At 41.5% G+C, this 22,761-nt stretch carries 16 protein-coding genes and 1 pseudogene; 12 read left to right on the plus strand and 5 right to left on the minus strand.

What is annotated here, in order from left to right:
* Positions 1 to 117 precede the first annotated feature (117 nt).
* The 4 genes from BBI08_RS03635 (at position 118) to BBI08_RS03650 (ending at position 6,590) form a co-directional block, all read left to right on the plus strand.
* Positions 118 to 1,518, plus strand: a complete 1,401-nt coding sequence (locus BBI08_RS03635) for an FAD-binding oxidoreductase (protein WP_008496597.1) — start codon at positions 118 to 120, stop codon at positions 1,516 to 1,518.
* Positions 1,519 to 2,502 (plus strand): bile acid:sodium symporter family protein, encoded by a 984-nt coding sequence (locus BBI08_RS03640; RefSeq protein WP_008496598.1) that lies wholly within the window; start codon positions 1,519 to 1,521, stop codon positions 2,500 to 2,502.
* A 270-nt stretch (positions 2,503 to 2,772) separates the two neighbouring features.
* Complete coding sequence (locus tag BBI08_RS03645; RefSeq protein ID WP_065528500.1) at positions 2,773 to 3,348, plus strand: TetR/AcrR family transcriptional regulator; 576 nt, start codon at positions 2,773 to 2,775, stop codon at positions 3,346 to 3,348.
* Between the two features lie 77 nt (positions 3,349 to 3,425).
* Entirely contained in the window at positions 3,426 to 6,590 is a 3,165-nt protein-coding gene (locus BBI08_RS03650) for a bifunctional cytochrome P450/NADPH--P450 reductase (protein WP_008496600.1), read from the plus strand.
* A 140-nt stretch (positions 6,591 to 6,730) separates the two neighbouring features.
* On the opposite strand, the gene BBI08_RS03655 is transcribed toward BBI08_RS03650, so the two are convergent.
* Positions 6,731 to 7,477, minus strand: a complete 747-nt coding sequence (locus BBI08_RS03655) for an SDR family NAD(P)-dependent oxidoreductase (protein ID WP_008496602.1) — start codon at positions 7,475 to 7,477, stop codon at positions 6,731 to 6,733.
* Positions 7,478 to 7,711: 234 nt separating this feature from the next.
* Between BBI08_RS03655 and nadX the strand changes: the two genes are divergently transcribed.
* Entirely contained in the window at positions 7,712 to 8,491 is a 780-nt protein-coding gene (nadX, locus tag BBI08_RS03660) for an aspartate dehydrogenase (RefSeq protein ID WP_008496603.1), read from the plus strand.
* A 54-nt stretch (positions 8,492 to 8,545) separates the two neighbouring features.
* Here the strand turns inward: nadX and BBI08_RS17425 are convergent, their stop codons facing one another.
* From BBI08_RS17425 to BBI08_RS03665, 3 genes and pseudogenes are all read right to left on the minus strand, one after another.
* On the minus strand, positions 8,546 to 8,710 hold the full coding sequence (locus BBI08_RS17425; RefSeq protein WP_413783002.1) for a DUF7000 family protein: 165 nt from the start codon (positions 8,708 to 8,710) through the stop codon (positions 8,546 to 8,548).
* Positions 8,665 to 8,778, minus strand: a pseudogene (locus BBI08_RS17430) (hypothetical protein); the annotation flags it as partial. The gene BBI08_RS17425 and the pseudogene BBI08_RS17430, both read right to left, overlap by 46 nt.
* Before the next feature lie 46 nt (positions 8,779 to 8,824).
* Positions 8,825 to 9,898, minus strand: coding sequence for a CdaR family transcriptional regulator (locus BBI08_RS03665; RefSeq protein ID WP_008496604.1), 1,074 nt, complete (start codon positions 9,896 to 9,898; stop codon positions 8,825 to 8,827).
* Positions 9,899 to 10,030: 132 nt separating this feature from the next.
* Between BBI08_RS03665 and BBI08_RS03670 the strand changes: the two genes are divergently transcribed.
* The 4 genes from BBI08_RS03670 to BBI08_RS03685 all read left to right on the plus strand — a co-directional run bounded on the left by BBI08_RS03670 (position 10,031) and on the right by BBI08_RS03685 (position 14,202).
* Positions 10,031 to 11,173, plus strand: a complete 1,143-nt coding sequence (locus BBI08_RS03670; protein ID WP_008496605.1) for a glycerate kinase — start codon at positions 10,031 to 10,033, stop codon at positions 11,171 to 11,173.
* A gap of 1 nt (position 11,174) precedes the next feature.
* Positions 11,175 to 12,524: a GntP family permease gene (locus BBI08_RS03675; protein ID WP_008496606.1), complete on the plus strand. Its 1,350-nt coding sequence runs from the start codon at positions 11,175 to 11,177 to the stop codon at positions 12,522 to 12,524.
* 215 nt (positions 12,525 to 12,739) lie between these two features.
* Positions 12,740 to 13,105: a helix-turn-helix domain-containing protein gene (locus tag BBI08_RS03680; protein ID WP_008496607.1), complete on the plus strand. Its 366-nt coding sequence runs from the start codon at positions 12,740 to 12,742 to the stop codon at positions 13,103 to 13,105.
* 542 nt (positions 13,106 to 13,647) lie between these two features.
* Positions 13,648 to 14,202 carry a restriction endonuclease gene (locus tag BBI08_RS03685; protein ID WP_008496608.1) on the plus strand — a complete coding sequence of 185 codons (555 nt, stop codon included), beginning with the start codon at positions 13,648 to 13,650 and terminating at the stop codon, positions 14,200 to 14,202.
* Positions 14,203 to 14,385: 183 nt separating this feature from the next.
* Here the strand turns inward: BBI08_RS03685 and BBI08_RS03690 are convergent, their stop codons facing one another.
* Positions 14,386 to 15,018 (minus strand): Pr6Pr family membrane protein, encoded by a 633-nt coding sequence (locus tag BBI08_RS03690; RefSeq protein ID WP_008496609.1) that lies wholly within the window; start codon positions 15,016 to 15,018, stop codon positions 14,386 to 14,388.
* A gap of 405 nt (positions 15,019 to 15,423) precedes the next feature.
* Between BBI08_RS03690 and BBI08_RS03695 the strand changes: the two genes are divergently transcribed.
* The 3 genes from BBI08_RS03695 (at position 15,424) to ltaS (ending at position 22,727) form a co-directional block, all read left to right on the plus strand.
* Positions 15,424 to 19,194 carry an AAA domain-containing protein gene (locus BBI08_RS03695; RefSeq protein ID WP_065528501.1) on the plus strand — a complete coding sequence of 1,257 codons (3,771 nt, stop codon included), beginning with the start codon at positions 15,424 to 15,426 and terminating at the stop codon, positions 19,192 to 19,194.
* Positions 19,195 to 19,198: 4 nt separating this feature from the next.
* Positions 19,199 to 19,951 carry a hypothetical protein gene (locus BBI08_RS03700; protein WP_008496612.1) on the plus strand — a complete coding sequence of 251 codons (753 nt, stop codon included), beginning with the start codon at positions 19,199 to 19,201 and terminating at the stop codon, positions 19,949 to 19,951.
* An 823-nt stretch (positions 19,952 to 20,774) separates the two neighbouring features.
* On the plus strand, positions 20,775 to 22,727 hold the full coding sequence (ltaS, locus tag BBI08_RS03705) for a lipoteichoic acid synthase (protein WP_065528502.1): 1,953 nt from the start codon (positions 20,775 to 20,777) through the stop codon (positions 22,725 to 22,727).
* The last annotated feature ends 34 nt before the right edge of the window (positions 22,728 to 22,761 follow it).

Raw genomic sequence — 22,761 nt, forward strand, 5'->3', positions numbered from 1 at the left:
CTTTATTATACAGAATAAAACCTGCAATAGCTTAAAGAAAACGTTGTACTTTTCAGATTATTATGTATAATTGGGTTAATTGGTTGGACCAATTTTTAAAAAAGGGAGCGAACATCTATGACAATTGCAAATCAAGAGACCATCCTCGATCACTTAAAAGAACATTTAAAAGCTGAGCAAATTAGCATGAACGAAACCATTAAAGAACTTCATGGTCAAGATGAGTCTTATCATAAAATGAAATTACCCGATATGGTGGTTTTTCCAGAAACAACAGAACAAGTTTCTGAAATCATGAAAATATCCACACAATATCAAATTCCAGTAGTGCCATTTGGTCTCGGTTCAAGTTTAGAAGGACATGTGATTCCGGAAAATGGCGGAATAACCATTGATTTTTCATTGATGAACCGAGTATTAGAAGTGTCTGAAGAAGACTTTTTGGTGACCGTACAACCAGGAGTTACACGTTCACAGCTCAATAAGGAATTGAAGAAATACGGCTTATTTTTCACAGTAGACCCTGGAGCAGATGCAACACTCGGTGGCATGGCTGCGACAAATGCCAGTGGCACAACTTCTGTGAAATACGGGGTCATGCGCGATCAAGTGCGTGATTTGGAAGTGGTCATGGCGGATGGAACCGTTATTCATACCGGCAACAAAGCCGCCAAATCTTCATCGGGTCTGCACTTAAATGGTTTGTTTGTCGGTTCTGAAGGAACGCTCGGCTGCTTTACCGAAATGACGCTTCGCGTTTACGGCATTCCTGAATTTGTGACTGCGGCTCGTGCATCGTTCCCAACAGTAAAAGACGCTGTTGAAGCCGTTGTATCGATCTTGCAGGCTGGTATTCCAATTGCGCGCGTTGAACTTGTTGATAAGCAATCAATGCAGCAAGTCAATCAATACAATGATACCGCTTACGCAGAGAAACCTACGCTGTTTTTAGAGTTTCATGGTAATGAAGCAGGGTTAAAGCAAGATGTTGAATTCATGCAAGAAATTGTTCAAGGGCATGCCTGCGAAGAAGTCGCATTTGAAACAGATACGGCCGCACGAAATCTTCTATGGGAAGCACGACATACATTGGCTTATGCCTATATCCATGGCTATCCCGGTAAAAAGATGATGGTCACAGATGTCTGCCTTCCCATTTCCGAACTAGCAGGAGCCGTTGGACATGCACGTACAAACTTGATAGAAATGGGATTGCCTGGTGGAATTGTTGGGCATGTCGGTGACGGCAATTTTCATGCACTGATCATGATGGATATGAGTAATCCAGAAGAAGTAGCAAGAGCACAAGAATTTAATGAACGAATTGTTGTCTACGCACTAGAAAGAGGCGGCACTTCTACTGGTGAACATGGTGTAGGCATCGGCAAACAAAAATACCAGCAACAAGAACATGGACATGCGTTAGATGTGATGGAGAAAATAAAAGCAGCGCTGGATCCAAGCAATTTATTGAATCCTGGTAAGAACATTAAATCAGTAAAAAAGGGAGTCGAGTAAATGAAAGTTCTCAATGGATTGAGTAACATCGCGGGAAAATATTTTGCGGTTTGGGTAATTTTGATTGCGCTCGTTGCTTTTTTGTTCCCGCCCGCGTTTGTCGGGTTAGGTAGCTATATTACGATTCTCCTGGGTGTCGTGATGTTTGGCATGGGATTAACATTAAAGCCTGTAGATTTCAAGATTATTGCGAAAAGCCCACGCCCGGTTTTCGTTGGCGTGGCTGCACAATTTTTTGTTATGCCGTTTGCTGCATTTGGTATCGCTTATTTATTAAACTTGCCCCCTGAATTAGCAGCTGGACTTGTTCTATTAGGTTGTGTACCAGGAGGAACAGCATCAAATGTTATGGTGTATTTGGCAAAAGGAAATTTGGCGTTGTCTGTTGCCATGACTGCGTTGTCGACATTAATGGCACCGATTATGACGCCTTTATTGTTACTGCTTTTAGCGGGACAATGGCTTCCCGTAAATCCAATGTCAATGTTTGTTTCCATCATTCAAGTCATCATTGTGCCAATTGCACTTGGTCTAGTGGTTCAAAAGCTAATGCCAAAAGTGGTCGAAAAAACGATTTCAGTTATTCCACTTATTTCAGTTGCCGCAATCTTGATAATTGTGTCAGCTGTCACAGCAGCTAATGCAGAAAACGTCATCAGTTCAGGATTCGTTGTTTTCTTAGCGGTCTTTTTACACAATAGCTTTGGCTTAGTGCTTGGTTATTTAACGGCAATGGCGATGGGTCTCGACGAAGTGGATCGTCGTGCCATTTCACTCGAAGTCGGCATGCAAAACTCCGGTTTAGGAGTCGCACTGGCAACGGCTTACTTTGGCCCGCTCGCCGCCTTACCTAGCGTCTGGGGAGCGATTTGGCACAATATTTCTGGACCTATTCTCGCCACAATCTGGTCAAAGAAACCGTCCACTACTGAAAAATCTACCAAAGTGAATCGAGCGTCTGGAGTACAGCCTGGTAAAGCATAGGCTAGAACGAATAAATAAGAATAGTGTTAGACATAAAAAGCCGTCCAGTGTGTGGACGGCTTTTAAATATAGTAGGCCTAGCTTTTAAAATGTGAAATGGCTCCATTGAAAGAACTGGGAGTTATAGAATGTCTGATAGGTAAAATGACTTCCGATTCAAGAGAATTATCCGTAGCCATGAGTCATTAGAATGATTGCACTTTACGAAAAGATAGATTAAACTGTTAAGGAATGAATGTTCATTCCGTAACAGAAGGAGGGGTTTTTCAGATGTCGACATCCACTAACAAACGTGATGATATTATTCATAGTGCGTTAACTTTATTTGCAGAACGTGGCTTTGACGCTACGACGATACCGATGATTGCCACTGATGCCAAAGTAGGCGCGGGTACAATCTATCGTTATTTTGATAACAAAGAGGTGCTGGTGAATACCTTGTTCCAACATTACGTGACATTGTTTAGCGATACACTGGAGAAAAATTACCCTGAGGAAGACAGCATTTATCAGAAATTCCATCATTTATTTCAGGGAATGGTTCGCTTTACAAACGAACACGATCATGCCTTGTATTTTATCAAAACACATGCTTCTGCGTACTTTCTTACTGCAGATAGTCGGGAACAGTTTAGCCATTTGCTGATGATTCTTCAGAATTTCTTTGACGAAGGAAAAAAGAAAAAGCAGATTAGAAAGCTTCCTTCTCAAGCACTTATTGCCATTATGTTTGGCGGCTTTCTACAGCTTTATCAGCTGATTAGAGCAGGTGAGATTGAGGCATCTGAGGACTTGTTGGTAGGAGTCGAAGAAAGCTTTTGGGATGCTGTGCGTCATCATCAATGATGACGCTCAGTTTTTTTCTCTTTCATTAGGAATGAATATTCATTCCTATTTTAAAATTATAAAAGAGGTGTTTATTAATGATTGAAATGAAAAACCTTCCACAACCAAAAACGTACGGACCACTCGGGAATTTGCCGCTCATCGATAAAGAAAAGCCTGTGCAATCGTTTATGAAGCAGGCTAGAGAACTAGGACCCATCTATCAATTTCACTTTCCTGGACGTGCCAGCACATTTGTATCAAGTGCCCGGTTAGCTGCCGAAATTTGTGACGAGATACGTTTTGACAAAAAAATCGGACCCTCTCTTCAGAAAGTACGGCCATTTGGCGGTGACGGTTTGTTCACAAGTGGCACAGAAGAACCGAATTGGAAAAAAGCCCATAATATCTTGCTACCAAGTTTCAGCCAGCAGGCGATGAAGGGATACCATGAAAAAATGATTGACCTTAGTTCGCAGCTAGTTCAAAAATGGGCACGGCTGAATCCAAATGAAGAAATTGACGTACCGGATGATATGACGCGTCTTACATTGGATACGATTGGACTGTGCGGGTTCGACTACCGCTTCAACAGCTTTTATCGTGAAGATTCTCATCCATTTATCGAAAAAATGGTCAGAGCATTGGATGAATCGATGAGCCAAACGCAACGTTTAGGCATCCAGGACAAGTTGATGATTCGCTCGAAACAACAATTTAAAGAAGATATTGATTATATGTTCAACTTGGTCGATCAACTGATTGTAGAACGTAAACAAACAGGAGACCAAGGAGAAGATGATTTGCTGGCACATATGTTGAAAGGGAAAGACCCTGAGACCGGAGAGTCTTTGGATGATGAGAACATCCGGTTCCAAATCATTACCTTCCTGATTGCCGGTCACGAAACAACAAGCGGCCTACTTTCTTTTGCTATCTATTATTTGCTGAAAAACCCTGAAAAATTGCAAAAAGCTTATCAAGAAGTAGATAACGTGCTTGGTGACGATACGCCTTCTTTTAAACAAGTAAAGCAGTTAAAATACGTGCGAATGATTCTGAACGAAGCTTTGCGGTTATGGCCGACTGCACCGGCATTTTCAGTATATGCCAAAGAAGATACGACGCTTGCGGGCGAGTACAAAGTTGAAAAAGGAGATTCATTCACTTTGTTGATCCCTGAATTGCATCGAGACCCTTCTGTTTGGGGAGAGGATGCAGAAGCTTTTATACCAGAGCGGTTTGAAGACATTTCGAGCATCCCACATCACGCTTATAAACCTTTCGGTAATGGTCAGCGGGCGTGTATTGGCCAACAGTTTGCGCTTCATGAAGCGACGCTAGTCCTTGGTATGGTGCTGCAACATTTTGAGCTGGAAGATTATATGGATTATGAACTAAATGTAAAAGAAACCTTAACGTTCAAGCCTGATGGGTTAAAAATGAAAGTGAAATCTAGAAGAAAAGTGCAGATGTTCCAAGCACCAGCTGTTGCAGATAAAGCAGAATCGATTGCGCAGTCGAAGCCGGACGCTGCAATCGAATCACATGGTACACCTTTGCTCGTGCTGTACGGATCTAATCTGGGAACAGCAGAAGGCGTAGCTCGCGAGCTTGCAGAAACTGCACGCTACCAAGGGTTTGAAGTGGAGGCTGCTCCATTGGATGACTATGCAGGAGATCTGCCGACTGCAGGAGCTGTGCTGATTATCTCTGCATCGTATAACGGAAATCCACCGGATAATGCGATTCGCTTTATGGATTGGCTGACAACTGCTGACAAAGCGGATTTGACGGGTGTCACGTACGCGGTCTTTGGGTGCGGAGATCATAATTGGGCTACCACTTATCAACGTGTCCCGAGCATAATGGATGAACAGATGGCAGCCATTGGTGCTTCAAGACTCCTTGCTCGTGGGGAAGGCGATGCGAGTGAAGACTTCGATGGCGACCTCGAAAAATGGCAAGAGCGTTTATGGCCGACTCTGGCAGATCACTTTGACCTTGATCTTGAGAAGCGCGAGCATTCTTCCAGTCAAGTGTCTATGGAATTCGTCAGTGGCATCAGCTATACGCCAATTGCCCGTACGTATGATGCGTTCACAGCAGTAGTGGCTGAAAACATCGAACTATTAAAGGCGGCTGACCGCAGTACCCGCCATATTGAAGTCCAGTTGCCTTCAGGTGCTAGCTACCAGGAGGGAGATCATCTTGGGGTGTTGCCTGAAAATTCTCCAACATTGGTAAATCGCGTGTTGAATCGCTTTGCTATAAAAGGTGACGAGTACGTGGTTCTGGGTGAAAGTTCAGGAAGAGCGAGTCATTTGCCAACCAACCAGCCTGTTCAGCTCAAGCAATTAGTAGCAACTTATGTGGAAATACAGGAACCAGCCACTCGCGCTCAAATTCGTGAGCTCGCCAGCAGCAATCCTTGCCCACCGCATAAAATGGAGCTGGAACAACTCCTAGAAGATGAGATCTATAAACGGGAAGTGTTAGGCAAACGCCAGACAATGCTTGAACTATTGGAATACTATCCTTCCTGTGAGCTGGAATTTGAGAGCTTTATTTCATTGTTACCGGCGTTGAAAGCCCGTTATTATTCGATTTCCAGCTCACCGCGTGTAGCGAAACAACAGGCAAGCATTACCGTCAGCTTAGTACGTGGAGAAGCTTGGAGCGGCAAAGGCGAGTATGCCGGTGTCACTTCCAACTACCTATCATCACGTCAGCCAGGTGACAAAATCGCCTGCTTTATCCGAACGCCGCAAACAGATTTCCAACTGCCTGAAAATCCTGAAACACCAGTGATTTTTGTCGGACCTGGCACAGGGATTGCGCCTTTCAGGGGCTTTATCCAGGCACGCCGTGTACTGCAGGTCGAAGGGAAAACATTGGGGAAAGCCCATTTGTACTTTGGTTGCCGTCATCCGGAGCAGGACTTTTTATATGAAGAAGAACTAAAAGAAGCAGAGCAACTTGGTTTGATTGAACTTTACAGCGCTTTTTCAAGACAGCATGACGAAAAAATCTACGTCCAGCATTTAATGAAGAATAATGCACAAGCCATTCTGTCGCTATTAGAACAGGGCGGTCACCTGTATATTTGTGGAGACGGCAGCAAAATGGCTCCTGAAGTGACGGATACACTGACTCAGTGTTATCAGGAACTTCACCAAGTCAGCAATCAGGAAGCTATTGCTTGGCTGCAGGGGCTTGAGCAATCTGGACGCTTTGCGAAGGATGTCTGGGCTGCGACTTAAAAATAAACAGTAAGGATTTAGTTGTTTACGGTGAAACGTCCTATTTACATGGAAGCGATGCTTCACTACCTAAACGGCCAATACACATACAAATGCCACCTTCAATGAAATCAACTGATTTCGAAGGTGGCATTTGTTGTTTATTTTGTATTTGTGAATCCGCCATCGATGCGAACCGTTTCGCCGTTAATGTAATCTGCTTTTGTCAGTAAAAACGTAACAAGTTCTGCTACATCTTCTGGTTGTCCCAAGCGTTTCTGTGGAATCCCAGCTTCAGCACTTTCTTTCATATCTGGATTGTCTTCGAAGAACTTTTTAACCATTGGCGTTTGAATCGGACCAGGTGCAACGGCATTGACACGAAGCCCGTCTTTAGCGTACTCTGCCACAAGACTTTTCGTCATACCAACAATACCGTGTTTCGTAGCCCCATATGTCACAACAGAAGCTTGCCCAATGACGCCTGCGCTCGAAGCTGTATTTACAATGGAGCCTCCACCGTTTTTTAACATCGCTTCTCCCACATAACGCAAACCGTATAAAGCACCAAGTAAGTTAATACCGACAATTTGATCAATTTCTTGAATATCTGTTTCAAGGAATTTTTTGCCGCTACCGGAAATGCCGGCGTTGTTGAAGAAATAATCGATTGAGCCAAAATGCTCAAGTGTTTTGTCTACATAGTTTTTTACGTCTTCTACTTTTGAGACGTCCGCTTTAATGAAAATCGCATCGACGCCTTTTTCTTTTAGTTTTTTGACCGTTTCGTTACCGCTTTCTTCACTAATGTCGACAACGGAAACGTTGACGCCTTCCTCTGCTAAATAAAAAGCTGTAGTTTGGCCAAGTCCACTGCCGGCTCCTGTAATGATTGCTGTTTTAATCACTTCATTTTCCTCCTCTGATTGGTGTTCTCAATTTTAAAAGGTCTTAGTTAGTCGATTCCCTAAATTGTGAAAAGCTAATCAAGGAATTGCTGCAACTTCCACATACCGGATCTGTGTCGAAGGGCTGTTTAAATGGCTTGGAATAGCTTACAATTTAAAAAATAGCGTCTGTGAGAAAACAAGGATGGTCAGTAGAGTAAGCAAGTTATCTATCGTGACGTGAGGAGGGAAACTATGAACATTGGAATCATTGGTACAGGCAATATCGCAGCGTACTTACTGGAACAAATAAACCTTAATCACATGGTCAACGGAAAAGTCATCGCCGTTTTTGGACGCAACCAAAAAGCGGGACCTCGTTTGAGCGAGCAGTTTGATGTTGGATTTTATACAGACATTCAAGATTTTTTGGAAATGCCACTAGACATTGTGGTAGAGGCATCTACTGTGGAAGCAGCAGGTCTGTATGTGAAAGATGTGGTTAGCTATAAAAAAGATCTCGTAGTCAGCAGCATTGGTGTGTTCAAGAATCTCGATTTTTTGGAACAAATCAAATCCTTGGCGGAATCTTTGGGCACACACATTTTCTTGCCGTCTGGTGCGATTGGAGGGCTGGATGTATTGCAGTCCGCGAATGCGGTTGGTGGCTTAAAAAAAGTCCGGATCACGACACGGAAATCACCGGCATCGCTTGGTATCGAATCGGAAGAAGAAAAAGTGATTTTTGAGGGCTCTGCCTATGAAGCGGTCGAGAAGTTTCCGAAGAACGTTAATGTGGCGATGACATTGGCACTGGCAGGAATCGGTGTGGAACAAACGGAAGTGCGTATCATTGCCGATCCCGCCATCCGCCAAAATTCACATACCGTCGAAGTAGTAGGAGATTTCGGACAGATGGAGCTGAAAGTTGAAAACAACCCGATGCCAAACAACCCGAAAACGAGCTTGCTTGCGGCATTGAGTATTTTGAATGTACTGCAAAATAAAGACGGTGCGCTGCGGATTGGCAACTAAATTGAAGCGAGTGACATAACAGAACCCGTCAGCTAAACTAGCTGACGGGTTCTGTTATGTCGAGGTCGCAAGTAGTTGCTCTATATCTTCGATAAAACGGATTACACGTTCATCTATTTGTTTCGTTAATTCTTGAGTGTGATCAAAATCAGGATGTTCTTCTAGCGTGAATTCTATAATTGAACGAACCCCATCTGTCCTTGATACAGGCCACTCGATATATAATGTGCTGGATATTTATTTTTAAAATAACTGCGCAGCTGCGTCAAAAAATTCAGTATTCCTTGATAGGCTTGTCTTAGTTACCTCTTTTCTAAGAGATTGGGTGTAGGTTCAATCACGTAAAGTTAATGCCAAGTGCATAACGACAGCATCCTGAAAGTCAGACGGATTCAATCCTGTCACGTCGTGGATTTTCTTCAAGCGGTAGCTTAAAGTATGGCGGTGAATGTTCAAGCAAGATGCAGTTTCAGCACTGTTTTTATTGCAGGTAAAGTACATCGTCAATGTTTGGCATAAGGAATCATTGAGTCCGGCTAATATTCTGCTGGTAAACTTGTTGAGTTCGGCTGGTGGATTGCGTTTTAGTAGCGCCATCAATTCTACATCTTTAAAGTAAATCAAAGACTGATCGAGTTTACCGAAATCCAAGGCGTTTCTAGCGGCTAGGTATGAGTTGCGGACGTCAAAAATACTGTCGACAGCGATACCTACGCCAATTCGCATAGAACCAGTTTGTTGCAGCACATGGAGTAAGCTAGACAATTTTCGTTCGAGTTTTGCAGGCTCATCACTTTCTACCAAAAGAAAAATTTCATTGAGTTGCGAATGGCCCGTGACGACGATTTGGTCGTTAAAGTGGCTTTCGAGCTGTTCAATAATTCTGCGTGAAGACGACGATTTTTTCAATTCAATTAGTAGCGTGACAAATGACGTTGTACTGCCGAGTCCCATTTGCGAAATTCGTTCATGGACAGCTGCAGATAAAGGGTTGCCACTTGTCAGTTCATCGAAAATCAATTCATTGCGCTTACGGTTCCATTCAATGTGAGAAGTAACGAGGGATTGATGGACCATCATTTCTGTTGTCAATTGAACTAGCGTTGAAATTTCTTTTAGCTCTTCGGGATTACCGGTGATGCCGATGACACCAACTAGTTTTTCTTGGAAAAAGATCGGCATATTGACACCCGCTTTAACCCCATGCCACGCCGCTAAATCTTCTTCTGTTACCCATAAAGTTTCACCGCTACTCGCCACTTGTGCCGCAGCTTCATGAATTTTTTCAATCCGCTCTGCTTCACCTGACGCCAAAATCATGCCGTTGGTATCCATAACGTTCAAATTACGATTTAAGCGAATCATGGTTTGCGCTACAATTTCTTCTGCTAACTGCTTTGTAATCATAAATGCTCCTCTTTGTATATAAATTCTAAATATTTAGTGAAAAATCTATACCGTTAGTATAATGTATATCCATTTCTTTTTCATTATAATTTCATGTAAGCGCTTTATTAATGTGGCGAGGAGGTTTAGCGATTGAAAATCATAGCAGCACCTGATTCATTTAAAGGCAGTTTGTCAGCGATGAAAGCTGCACAGGCAATGGCTGAAGGGATTCAACAATTGGACCGTGAAGTGGAAATGGTTTTGTTGCCTGCGGCAGATGGCGGCGAAGGAACCATGATTGCGATGGTCGAAGCGACCGGGGGTGAATTAGTACCCCATGAAGTCGAAGATCCGCTTGGCAGAAAGGTTATCGCCAGCTACGGCATCCTGGGCGATGGTAAAACCTGCGTTATTGAAATTGCGGAAGCGTCGGGTTTAACACTACTGAAAGAGCATGAACAAGATCCGCTGAGCGCATCGTCATTCGGTACTGGGGAATTAATCAGCCGAGCATTAGATGCTGGTTTTCGAACGTTTATCATTGGACTTGGCGGTAGTGCCACCAATGACGGCGGTGCCGGTATGCTTGAGGCTCTTGGCATGAACTTCTTGGACCAGGCAGGACAACGTTTGCCACGCGGCGGTGGAGCACTTGGCCGACTTGCTGAACTGGATGTCTCAGGCTTTGATCATCGCATTTCAGAAAGTACATTTTTAATCGCTTGCGATGTGGAAAATACCTTGCTGGGCGAACAAGGCGCTTCGGCGGTATTTGGTCCTCAAAAAGGAGCCTCTCTTGAAATGGTTCAGCAGCTGGATGTCAATTTGAAAAATTTTGCAGATGTGGTTGAGCGGTTAACTGGCATTGCGCTTCATCATAAAAATGGAGCCGGTGCTGCAGGAGGTGCGGGTGGAGCGATGCAAGCCTTTTTCGCAGGTGACATGCAACGCGGTGTTGATGTTGTACTAGAAGCAATTGCTTTTAGGTATCAAATAGACACAGTTGATCTAATTATCACCGGTGAAGGAAAAAGTGATCACCAAACCTTGTCTGGTAAAACGCCTTTCGGCATTGCTGAAGTTGGGAAAGAGGCGGGCAAACCGGTCATCTTGATTTCGGGGATGGTCGAGCCGGCAAGTCTGAACTTGCTCGTGCCTTACTTTACGGAAATCCATTCAATTGTCGGTGAGCAAGTATCAAAAGACAGAGCCATTGCTGATGCTTACAATCAGTTGAAAATAAAAACACAAACAGTCGTCAAAGCTTATCTAGAAAAACAAAAGGGGTGCTAGGATGTTATTTTTCATTATTGCTTTAAGTGTAGTCTTGGTCGTGTTGTTAACGGCCGTATTCAAAGTTCATCCATTCTTGTCGTTGTTATTCGGTGCCTTCTTTATGGGAATCGCATCCGGAATGCCGCTAGCTGACGTTGTACTAAGCATCAATGAAGGCTTTGGAGGATTGATGACCAATATCGGGATTGTCATTGTCTCCGGTACAATTATTGGTGTGATTTTAGAAAAGTCCGGTGCTGCTTATCGGATGGCAGAAGTAGTTCTACGCTTGATTGGTGAGAAACGACCGCAACTGGCAATGACGATTATCGGCTTCATCGTTTCGATTCCGGTATTTTGTGATTCCGGGTTTGTTATTTTATCAAGTTTACGAAAAGCTTTAGCAAAACGAGCGAAAGTTTCTATGGCATCGATGTCAGTAGCACTTGCGACTGGTCTATATGCAACGCATACATTAGTGCCACCAACACCAGGCCCAATCGCAGCGGCAGGTAACATCGGCGCTGAAAATTACCTAGGAACAATTATTTTGATCGGTTTGATCGTTGCGATTCCTGCAGCAATTGTCGGTTATATTTGGGCCGTAAAAGTGGCTTCGAAAATCGTTGTTCCTGACGATACTGTAGAAGAAGGCGAATTGACTTACGAAGAAGTTATCAAATCGTTCGGGAAAATGCCATCAACTTTTAAAGCGTTCTTGCCGATTGTCTTACCACTTTTGTTAATTGGAGCGGGGTCTACTGCCGGCATTCTTGGCGGTGACGGAGGACTCACAAACACGGTGAGATTTTTAGGTTCACCAACCGTAGCTTTATTGTTTGGTGTTTTAGCAGCATTCTTATTACTTCCAAAATGGAATGAAGAATCCTTGACTGGCTGGATTGGTGAAGGAATAGTAAGTGCGGCACCAATTTTATTAATCACAGGTGCAGGTGGCGCATTTGGACGCGTAATTACTAATTCAGGAGTAGCTGATTTGATAGCTGGCATGGATATGACAGCATTAGCAGGAGGATCGATGTTCCTGCTAATACCGTTCGCCATCGCAGCGGCATTAAAAACCGCTCAAGGTTCTTCAACAGCAGCACTCGTTATTACATCAACACTCATGGCTCCACTTTTACCGACACTTGGCATTGAAGGCGCTGTCCCATTGGCGCTTGTCGTCATGGCAATCGGTGCTGGTGCGATGACAGTGAGTCATGTCAACGATAGCTTTTTCTGGGTCATTACCCAATTCAGCGGAATGAAAGTCACGGACGCATACAAAGCGCAAACAATGGCAACGTTGTTGCAAGGGGTGACGACAATTGTTTTCACGATGGTTTTGTGGACAATTCTTGTTTGATTAAAACTTGAAACGTATAGAGAAATACAAACATCGCTTTCTGGATTTAGATTCCAGAGAGCGGTGTTTTTGTTTCGGATGAAATTTTGGAAAAAAGTAAAATTTTAGTTAATATGCGATTAGAGATATGATACTATTGAATCATTAGTTGGGTCTTATTGGATATTTAAAAGAATTTGTAACTAACCTATCAAACTAACTTAAGGGGATACTTCATGACAAAATTAACCGAGAACTTAAAGTCACTGCGCTTACAAAATAAGTTGTCTCATCAGCTCGTTGCAGAGCATTTGAAAATTACCAAAGCGGTGTATGGAAAATTTGAACTCGGCACTACAGAACCATCATTAAAATTGCTAGTGAAGTTGGCCGATTTGTATAGCATATCTTTAGATGAGTTGGTAGGTAGAGAATTTGCAGCAGATGGTCAATTAATTAATCAATTACTCATGAAGAAAGAATTGAAAAAAGAAATGACAAAAGAAATCAATAGCTTGGTGAAACAGTTAGGAAATCAATTCATTCAAAGTAAAGAAGCTGACATTGTTAAAAGAGTAAAGCAGAAATTTAATTTGAATTGATAATTTGAATTACATTAATAAATATTATGGGAGATAAGGTAGATTATCAGTATATCAAAGGTTCTTGAAAAGAAGGCTGCAGTAAATGCAGCACAGGCAGAAGCTATTAAAAAAGGTCTTACTGGAGAACTAGCAGTTATTAAGGTACTAGAGTCGACATTGCCTGAAAGGTGAATAGTAATTTGGGATTAGAACGCTTAAAAATTAAATGGAGTAACTAGTTTGGGTGGAGAAATAACTTAGGATACTTAATTTTTTGTTGAAATCTTGATTGATCCTCGTAAAGTTTAATGTGAAAAAAGAAAACAAGGAGAATTAGCTATATTTACGATATTTATAAAGAAGTGTGCCGTATGCAAACAGAAGGCAAATGAACCTCGAAAATATTACGATGATCAGCATAAAACAGTTTTTGTCTGTGTTAAATGTGTAATCTATGCAGAAAGAAGAGCTTTTCTAAAAAGAAAGGTCAGAAAATACTTATATTTAGTAGTTATGCCAACAAAATAAGGTAGAATTTCACTTTGAAAAGGACGGTTACCATGGCAAGAAAGAAAAAGAAGGAAAGTTTATCAGAGCTGATAATGGGTGTTTTGATTTTTAGCAGTGCAGTTACATATATTTATACACAATCACTTCCAGCCACTATAAGCGTTTTTGTGACTGGTTTTATTGTTATGGTAGTACTCATAAAAATAAGCCAACGAAAAAAGCAAAAGAAATTAAACGCATCAGGAATTTTACAAGTAGATGCAATGTCTGGAGCGGAATTTGAAGAATTTTTGCGTTTGCGCTATCAGTCGGAAGGCTATGCTGTTAGAAAAACACCTTACGCAGGTGACTACGGGGCAGATCTTATTTTAGAAAAAGGTCCTCAAAAAATCGCGGTGCAAGCAAAAAGGTACAAAAGCAATGTGGGAATCAAAGCAGTACAAGAAATTTCTGCTGCAAAACTGCATTATGGCGCAAACGAAGCATGGGTTGTCACCAATAGCTTTTTCACGAAGGCTGCTTCAGAATTAGCAACTAGTAATCAAGTGAAATTGGTAAACAGAGATCAACTAATGGAGATTTTATTGGCAAATAAGGCAGTGTGAAACAGCAACTTTCCATTTAAAATGATATTAAGGCTCCATATGAAGAAAGTAAAAGCTGAACAATAAGAATGGACTTATTAATAGTATTTTAAATTGAAGATGATTTATCTATCGTACAATATGCAAAACACCGCTTCCTGGCAGCATCTCCAGAAAGCGGTGTTTTTGTGTAGAGAATTTTTTTTATTCGACTTCAGCAGGTACAGGAGATGATGAACGTAGTTTTCGACTTCCTACAACGATCAAGGAACAAAGGAGAATCAGAACAGTAATGACCAGCGAACTGATAAGCACCTGACCATAGCCGCCAAGACGTGGATCTAAAAATGGATATGGGTACCAATCCACCAGCGGACCGCGAACTAGTGTGTAAATTAAGTAAGTAAGTGGATAGAGAATCCATAGCCATACGCGGCGGAAAGAGATCTGATTCAGTGAAGGAGCCGCTAACCAATCAAACAATGCATACAAGGGAAGCAATATATGCAACACAAAGTTTACCCAAGGAATGGTCGTTTGGAGTTCCGCTTCCATACCTCGCAGGAAAAGAAAATAAACGATTCCTGTTGTCATGATATAAGTTGTCACGGCTCCTCGAACTAATTGGAATTGTCGAGAGTAAAATTGTTTAGTTGAGAACATAGCTCCGGTGAGTAACATGGCTACAATTAAAATATTGCTTTGAATTGTAAAATAGCTGAAAAAATTGCTGAGTATCATATCGTTATAACGCAAACCATGTGTCATTTGAACAATAATCGCGATCAAGCCCAGAATGCCCAATATGAAACGACTTCCTCGAAATAGGTTTTTCATCAATTCAGCTCCTTAAAATATCCGTTTTATAAAGTATATGGAGCTGAGAAGTTGAACGCAATGTTTTTAAAATGATTTAAAACTTACGAGTAAACAAAAAAATAAGAAAAAAGAAAATATCTCAAAAACGAAAAAAAAGTTCTATCATCAAATTCTTACTGGGAATATGGATGAGATTTTAACCAGTTTATATAAGCTGGAAAATGAAAGTGTTGGATTGAAACAGGGAGGATCACTAGAGCATAAATTTGAAATTGTAATTACCTACCTAAAACAAAAGTCTTTCCTGTAAATTTCACAACTTTAAAACCGCATATCTTCAAATAGATGATATGATTAGATGAAAACAGATCAGGCGAAAAGCGTCGGTTTGAAATTTTTTAGCTTTAAAGAACAGGTGATTACATGAGTAAACTACATTCAGCGACATATAAAACATCGGTACGATTAACCAAGACGGCAATGGAAAAAATGGGCGTGTTCGGCATCAGCGAACGCTCATTTTTTGTTGCGGACAAAGCGTTTAAGGTGTTTATCGAACGTTATCCTTCGAATGCGGATGGCGAGCTTTCGGTTGCGCTGATTTTGGATAGGTCGGAAAATGTACGGTTGATTGGCAAAGAAGAAGAAGCATCGTTTGTGTTGCACGGGGTTTTTACTAATCATCATTTGTTGATCACAAATGTAACGCAGCGAAAAGCCTATCAAGCGCTCGGCACAAACTGGCAGCGCGAAGAATATATGCTGTTTGATCGATCGCGTGAGGCGGCATCGATACCACTGATTAATATGATTAACCGAATGACGCCTGCTAAAGAAAGTTCCGATTACGTGAAAAAGCGGATTGGCAGTTGGGAAGGCTATTTGAAAATTCAAGAACGCGGTATGGATATTCCAGACATCAAAACCGCTTATTCGAGTTTGTCATTTAGTCACGATTTCAGTCGCATCACATTAAAAGGCTGCCAGCTAAAAGATACAGAATGGAAATCGTTAAAAAACTTAACGGTGCGATTGACTGGAGTTTCTGGAGACGTCGGCACTGTTATAAAAGCGGCAAACCGGACTGTTGAAATAGAACTCCAAAACTATATGGTCAAGCAGCTTCGTGAAAACGGCTTGTCACTCGATAAAAAAGAAGTGGTCTTTAGTAATTTTGCAGCTTTAAGCCAAATAAGACGGCTTCGTCAAGGGTTTGCCAACTTGGAAAAAGGGCTTGCTGTAAACCCGAATCTGGACCGTCTTTTATTTGAAGAAAAACCTCCCGTTAAGTCGCTTCAGCCTTTAGAAAAATTATCTTTTCATAACCGACTAAACGAGTTTCAGCAAAAAGCGGTGTCAGGTGCGATAGCAGCAGAGGATTTATATGTGATACAAGGACCACCAGGTACAGGAAAAACCACAGTTATTTCGGAAATCTGTCTGCAAAACGCCAAAAAAGGATTGCGAACACTGGTTGCTTCACAGTCAAATTTGGCCGTCGATAATGCACTTGGACGTTTATTGGCGAATAAAGACATTCGGATTTTGCGTGTGGGTCGTACCGAAAGTATCGAAGAAGAAGGCAAGAAATTTATCGAAGAAAACGTCGGCCAATATTGGAAAGACCATACCTTAAAAGAAGTATCGGCACAATACGAAATGCGCGAAAAACGCGAACCCGAATTAAAAAAAGAACTAACACATAATGAACAAGCTACAGAAAAACTTCAGCCGGTATACGAAAGTTTGGTAATTGCAGTAGAAGAGAAAAAAAGAGCAGTAGAAACACAACAAGTGATTCAAAAACAGCTCGAACAAGAACGAGCAAAACAATCTGCATTCGTGCGTGAGCACGATAAAGCGGAACAAGAAAAACAAGCAACAGAAAAAGAAATCGAAACACTTGAAAATGCACTTCAACAAGATGCTGCCTTTATTGAAGAAGCAAGAGGCACCGAGTGGCTCGTGCAAGAACAGAAAATTCAAGGTGCGATTCAACAACTTCAACGTGCGCTTGGACGAGAACGGTTAGAGCAAGATTTAGAAGTGAAAAGACAAGAACTAGAAGCCATCACAGAAAAACGTGATCAAATGGCGGATATTTTGGAGCAGAAGAAAATAGCGGTTGCCAATATGGACAGTATCAAAAAAATCGATGGCTTGTTTGACTTAATAAAAGAAGAGCGCGTTGAAGAAACGGCATCAATTACGTATTTGATCAACCGACTAGAAGCCAATCGTGAAAACATGACAGACTGGACCAAGCTCAACGAATACAATGAGCGTGTTTCTACGGCAATTACGTATATTGAAAAACTGCTAACTTCTGTTGATATTTCGGTTGCCAATTTAAAAGAACAAGCCTTGTTAAAAGCAGAAGCGTATAGCTCTGCAGAAATTGACGAGTATTTAGAGAAGTTGAGAGTGATATTAAAAGGTGAACAGCGCAGCAATCCAATCGTTTTGCAAAAAGGGCTCATTGGTTTATATAGAAGACAAAATGATTTGTGGAGAAGAGGCGCGAAGTTTAAAGCGGTCGATGTGTATGTTGCAGAGTCGAAACGCGCTTTTAGCGACTTAAAGAAAACTTTGTGTGAGGAACTTGTTAAACAGCAAGAGCAGTACCGGGTATGGGATGCGAAATGGTTAGAAAAACAAGAAAAACAACAAGAAGATATGGCACCACTCGAACTGCGATACCAGCAATTGCCAAATGCGGCTGACCTACCGGCTGACGTTAACGGTGCGATTCGCGAGTCTAAAGGGCAACTTGAAAAGCTTCAAAAAGACAAAATTTTGTTTGATCAAACCAAGCAGCGTATAGAAGATCAGCAAGTTGAACACGAACAAAAACGTGCGTTCCTAAACTCCACTACCAGCCAGTTAGCAAAAGTGAAAAACGAAATCGAACAAGCTGAACTAGCAATAGCGAATTATGAAAAACAACTCTCAGCTTTAGCAGAGATTTTAACTTCAAATCCTGAGCATCAATTAGAGGAAACGACGAAACAACTGGCTAGTTTATCGTTTACTAAAGAATCGCTTAAACAAGAAATGAAGAATTTGCCTTTATTACAATCCATACAGAAAAAATGGTTGGATTTGTTGGCGACTGCGAACGAGCACGATTTGGATGAAATCCGCAAATTGTATATTAAACACGCCAATGTTATTGGAACAACATGTGTAGCGTCAGCCCGCAAAGATTTTATCGATAACTACCCAGAGTTTGATGTGGTCATTATTGACGAAGTGTCAAAAGCCACGCCACCAGAACTACTGTTGCCAATGTTAAAGGGGCAAAAAATTATTTTGGTAGGCGATCATCATCAATTGCCGCCACTACTTGGCAACGACACACTAGAAGAAACGCTTCAAGAAATGATAGCTGAAGACAATGGCTTTGAAGAAAAGAAAGAACTCGAAAAGCTATTAGAAGAATCGCTATTTGAGCGCTTGTATAGAAATTTACCAGCTGCCAATAAAACGATGCTAGCCATTCAATACCGCATGCATGAAGACATTATGGAAACCATTTCGCCGTTTTACCGGTTGGAAAATGATCAATTGCAATGTGGCATTGTGGACTCTGATCGTGAGCGAGATCATTTGTTAGAATCTCCTATTGTGAAACGAGACAATCACTTGATGTGGCTTGATTTGCCAAATGAACCCGCTTATTTTGAAGAACGCATGAGCGGTGGGAAAAGTTTATACAACGCAGCAGAACTTCAAGAAATCCGTACTTTATTGGTCGAGTTAAATGATGCGACAGCGGAAGCGAAACGAGCAGGGAGAATTGCTTCAGATGAGCAAAAAAGCATTGGTGTTATTAGCTTTTACGGCGAACAAGTCAAGCGACTTCAACGCATGCTCGACCAAGAATTGCGTTTGCCGCATTTGACAGTTCGAACAGGAACGGTTGACCGGTTCCAAGGAAGCGAACGCGATATTATCATACTGAGCATGGTGCGCAATAACCAAAACAAACATGGCGATATCGGTTTTGCGAAAGACTACCGCCGCTTAAACGTAGCATTATCGCGTGCAAAAGAGTTGTTGGTGCTTGTCGGCAGTTCAGACATGTTCACCAAACAAGCGAAACAGGCAGAAACACGCAAAATGTACAAGCATGTAGTAGAAGTTGTGAAAAAGAAAAACGGCTTGAAAGCATTAGAAAGCAGTAAGGGGTGACGATGTGGACAATTTACGAACGGAATTACGTGCGACGATAACGAGCAATCCGGATGTCTCCATCGTCAACGAACAGCTTTGGAAGCTGCCGATTGTTTTGTATGATGTTGGATTTGATCAGGTCAAACGATTGAAAATGGACATTTTGATGAAGATGCTGCTGCTCACTTTTCAAGAAGCTGATATTCGACGAGCCGCCAATTTATCAGAAATGCTGTTTGTAGAAGAGTTGTTTATTAGCGACTTGATCTATAAAATGCAGCGCATCGGTTTAATCGGGTTGGGAAAGATGGGTTATAAGCTGACACCAAAAGGCCATGATTATTTGGAAAAAGGTATTTTTGATGAAGAAATGGAAGGCGGTCAAACGGTAATTTCATATAGTGCTATTCATAATGAGTATCGTTTGACACTAAAAGATTCTTCGGAAGAAGCAGACGAAGCGCTGGCGCTTTACCGTTATCCCATCAAAGGCAGTTTGAACAAAGACCGAATCGAACAGCTGTTATTTAAAGAGGGTGTTAATGGTGGGGAAGAAAGCTTCCAAACGATTATTACCGGCATAACGAGCTGCATAGAGCAAAAGACAAAATACATTTCGTGTGTTGAATTTCAGTTATATGACGACAAGCAAGATATCTTTTTCTCGCGTGTTTGGAATTTAATGACGAACAGTTGGGACGAAATAGTAGAAAAACAAATCGAAGCGCGCGAAGTTGTGAAATGGCGTAAAGCGATGGAAGAGCAAAGTGTATAAAAAGCAGGCGTAACTATTCCGTTGCGTCTGCCCAGACTGTAGACAAAGTATTATTAAACTGAATAGTGATGCATACTCTTCAATCGGGCTGGCCACTTCGCTTTCCGTGGGCTCAGCTTCAGCCTCCTCGTCACTAACGTTCCTGCGGGTTCTTCAGCTTTCGCTCTCCCACAGGAGTCTTCGTGACCAACCCAATTGAAGTCTTCTTGCTACAAACAAAGTAAGATTCTTTAGTACGCTTCATCATAAAAGTAACTTACGAAAAGTTTTTTCCTCTACTCACTCCAGGATTCGGAGCACCAAGTGGCGAAGGGCAAAGATATGCTCCTGCATCGCTACGCTAGCTTCGTCGCAAAGCCACTGCCCGAAGTCCCTTCGGTCACTGACTTTCCTGCGGAAAAACGAAGTGATGAGACCCCTCAGGAGCTTGCGACGAGGAGGCTCAGCGATTCGTCCGCTTGGTGCGGAGAATCCTAGAAGCATACAAAAAAATGAGTAAATATTCTTTTGTCTACAAGCAAAGCAGACGCAACTATTCCGTTGCGCCTGCTTTTATTAATTAGAGTGTAAATTATGAAGCAAAAGCACAGAAGTATCCGCGACAAGCATAGCTAATTTATGAAGTATCAGTAACAAAAATCTGTTAGTTTTAATAATGAAAATGAATATTCTGAAAAAAACGCCAAACTGTCATTTTCTAGTGTATTAGAGTAGAATAGAGCTTGTCATAATTTTTACAATAAATTTACGTACGCTATTGGGTTCAAAAGTTTACTTCAATGTCCCAAAGTCCTTGTGAAGACCAACTATGAGAAGGTGTAATATGAAAATGATTAAAACTGACAATAAAAAAACCATGAATAAATACGTGCCATTTTTTGTTTTAGCAGTTGTTATGCTGTGGATAAAGACGTACGTATCTCAAAAAACACAATTTAAATTGGATGTTGACAGTACGCTTCAGGAAATGCTGTTGTTTATCAATCCGCTCGGCTCTGCTTTGTTACTTTTAAGCTTATCGTTCTTCTTTAAAGGCGCACGAAAATACTGGTCACTCTTGTTTATTTACACGTTAATGTCCGTTATGTTGTATGCGAATGTTGTGTATTACCGATTTTTCAGTGACTTTATCACATTGCCAACACTGTTTCAAACACAAAATTTCGGGGATTTAGGCGGCAGTGTAGTGACTTTAATCCAACCGACAGATGTCTTGTTCTTTGTCGATGTAATTCTTTTAATCGTTCTTGTATTCTCGAAAAAACTTAAAAAAGAATCGAGAAACTTTAAAACAAGAGTTATATTACCGGTTATTACTGTTGCATTGGCTATTTCGTTTTTTAACTTAGCATTAGCGGAAAAAGATCGACCGCAGTTATTAACGCGTGGCTTTGATCGAAACTATATTGTGAAATATTTGGGCATGTACAATTACGCTCTTTATGACACAGTAGAAACCTTAAAAGCCTCTTCTCAACGAGTATTGGCTGATAGCGATGACAAAACAGAAGTATTGAACTATACAAAATCCAATTATGCAAAACCGAATGAGAATTACTTTGGAATTGCAGAAGACATGAACGTTATTTATCTGCATTTAGAGTCATTCCAAACATTCCTATTGGATTATGAATTGGATGGACAAGAAGTAACACCGTTTTTAAATGCTTTAACTCAAGACCAAAACACGTTGTACTTCGATAACTTCTTTCATCAAACGGCACAAGGAAAAACATCAGATGCCGAATTTATGTTAGAAAATTCGTTATTTGGCTTGCCAAAAGGTTCAGCATTTATTACAAAAGGCAGAAACACGTATCAAGCGGCTCCTGCGATTTTGAAAGACAAAGGCTATACATCTGCTGTGTTCCACGGCAATAACGGAACATTTTGGAACCGTTCTGAAATCTATAAGTCTTTCGGTTATGATTATTTCTTCGACATTGAGTCTTATCACGACCTGACAGAAGAAGACATGGCAGAGTACGGCGTTATGGATAAGCCTTTCTTTGAGCAATCAGGTACTTTATTAGAACAATTACCAGAACCGTTTTACACGAAATTGTTGACGGTGTCGCATCACTTCCCTTATCACATGGATGATGAGTTAACGACGATTGACAAAGCGACAACGGGTGACCCTAGTGTCGATAACTATTTCCAAACAGCACGTTATGCAGATGAAGCAATCGAGCAGTTTTTTACGCAATTAGAAGAGTCTGGATTAGCTGACAACACAATGGTCGTTTTATACGGTGATCATTATGGGATTTCCGATAACCACAATCAAGCGATGGAGCAAATTCTTTCAAAAGAAATCACGCCAGTTGAAAATGCCAATCTTCAACGAGTTCCGTTGTTTATCCATGTACCAGGCATGGAAGGCGGCATCGACCATACTTATGGTGGTCAAATCGATTTGCTGCCGACAGTATTGCATTTGCTTGGTGTGGAAACGGAAAATTACGTTCAATTTGGTGCTGACTTATTGTCTGAAGATCACGAGGAATTGGTGACATTCAGAAACGGTGATTACGTGAGTCCAGACATCTATTCAATTGGTGAGAATTATTACAATCCAAAAACCGGATTGCCAGTTGAAGATGAACAAATCGAACAAGCAGAACAGTTGCAAAAACAGTCTAATTTCGAATTAGAGCTGTCAGACCAACTCGTCAATGGTGATTTGCTGAGATTTTATACGCCAATCGGATTCACTCCGATTGACCCGTCTGACTATAGTTATCAAAGCAGTTCGTTAGAAGAAACTGAATAAGATACAAAAGTAAAGCATCCTGACAAGCGATTCT

The organism is Planococcus halocryophilus (assembly GCF_001687585.2).
In the GTDB taxonomy this organism is placed as follows: Bacteria; Bacillota; Bacilli; order Bacillales_A; family Planococcaceae; genus Planococcus; species Planococcus halocryophilus.

Coding starts and splice junctions, on each gene's coding strand:
- ltaS (WP_065528502.1), top strand. CDS start 20,775: ATGAAAATGATTAAAACTGACAATAAAAAAACCATGAATAAATACGTG.
- BBI08_RS03680 (WP_008496607.1), top strand. CDS start 12,740: ATGACAAAATTAACCGAGAACTTAAAGTCACTGCGCTTACAAAATAAG.
- BBI08_RS03640 (WP_008496598.1), top strand. CDS start 1,519: ATGAAAGTTCTCAATGGATTGAGTAACATCGCGGGAAAATATTTTGCG.
- BBI08_RS03690 (WP_008496609.1), bottom strand. CDS start 15,018: ATGAAAAACCTATTTCGAGGAAGTCGTTTCATATTGGGCATTCTGGGC.
- BBI08_RS03635 (WP_008496597.1), top strand. CDS start 118: ATGACAATTGCAAATCAAGAGACCATCCTCGATCACTTAAAAGAACAT.
- BBI08_RS03665 (WP_008496604.1), bottom strand. CDS start 9,898: ATGATTACAAAGCAGTTAGCAGAAGAAATTGTAGCGCAAACCATGATT.
- BBI08_RS03675 (WP_008496606.1), top strand. CDS start 11,175: ATGTTATTTTTCATTATTGCTTTAAGTGTAGTCTTGGTCGTGTTGTTA.
- BBI08_RS03695 (WP_065528501.1), top strand. CDS start 15,424: ATGAGTAAACTACATTCAGCGACATATAAAACATCGGTACGATTAACC.
- BBI08_RS03645 (WP_065528500.1), top strand. CDS start 2,773: ATGTCGACATCCACTAACAAACGTGATGATATTATTCATAGTGCGTTA.
- BBI08_RS03650 (WP_008496600.1), top strand. CDS start 3,426: ATGATTGAAATGAAAAACCTTCCACAACCAAAAACGTACGGACCACTC.
- nadX (WP_008496603.1), top strand. CDS start 7,712: ATGAACATTGGAATCATTGGTACAGGCAATATCGCAGCGTACTTACTG.
- BBI08_RS03685 (WP_008496608.1), top strand. CDS start 13,648: ATGGCAAGAAAGAAAAAGAAGGAAAGTTTATCAGAGCTGATAATGGGT.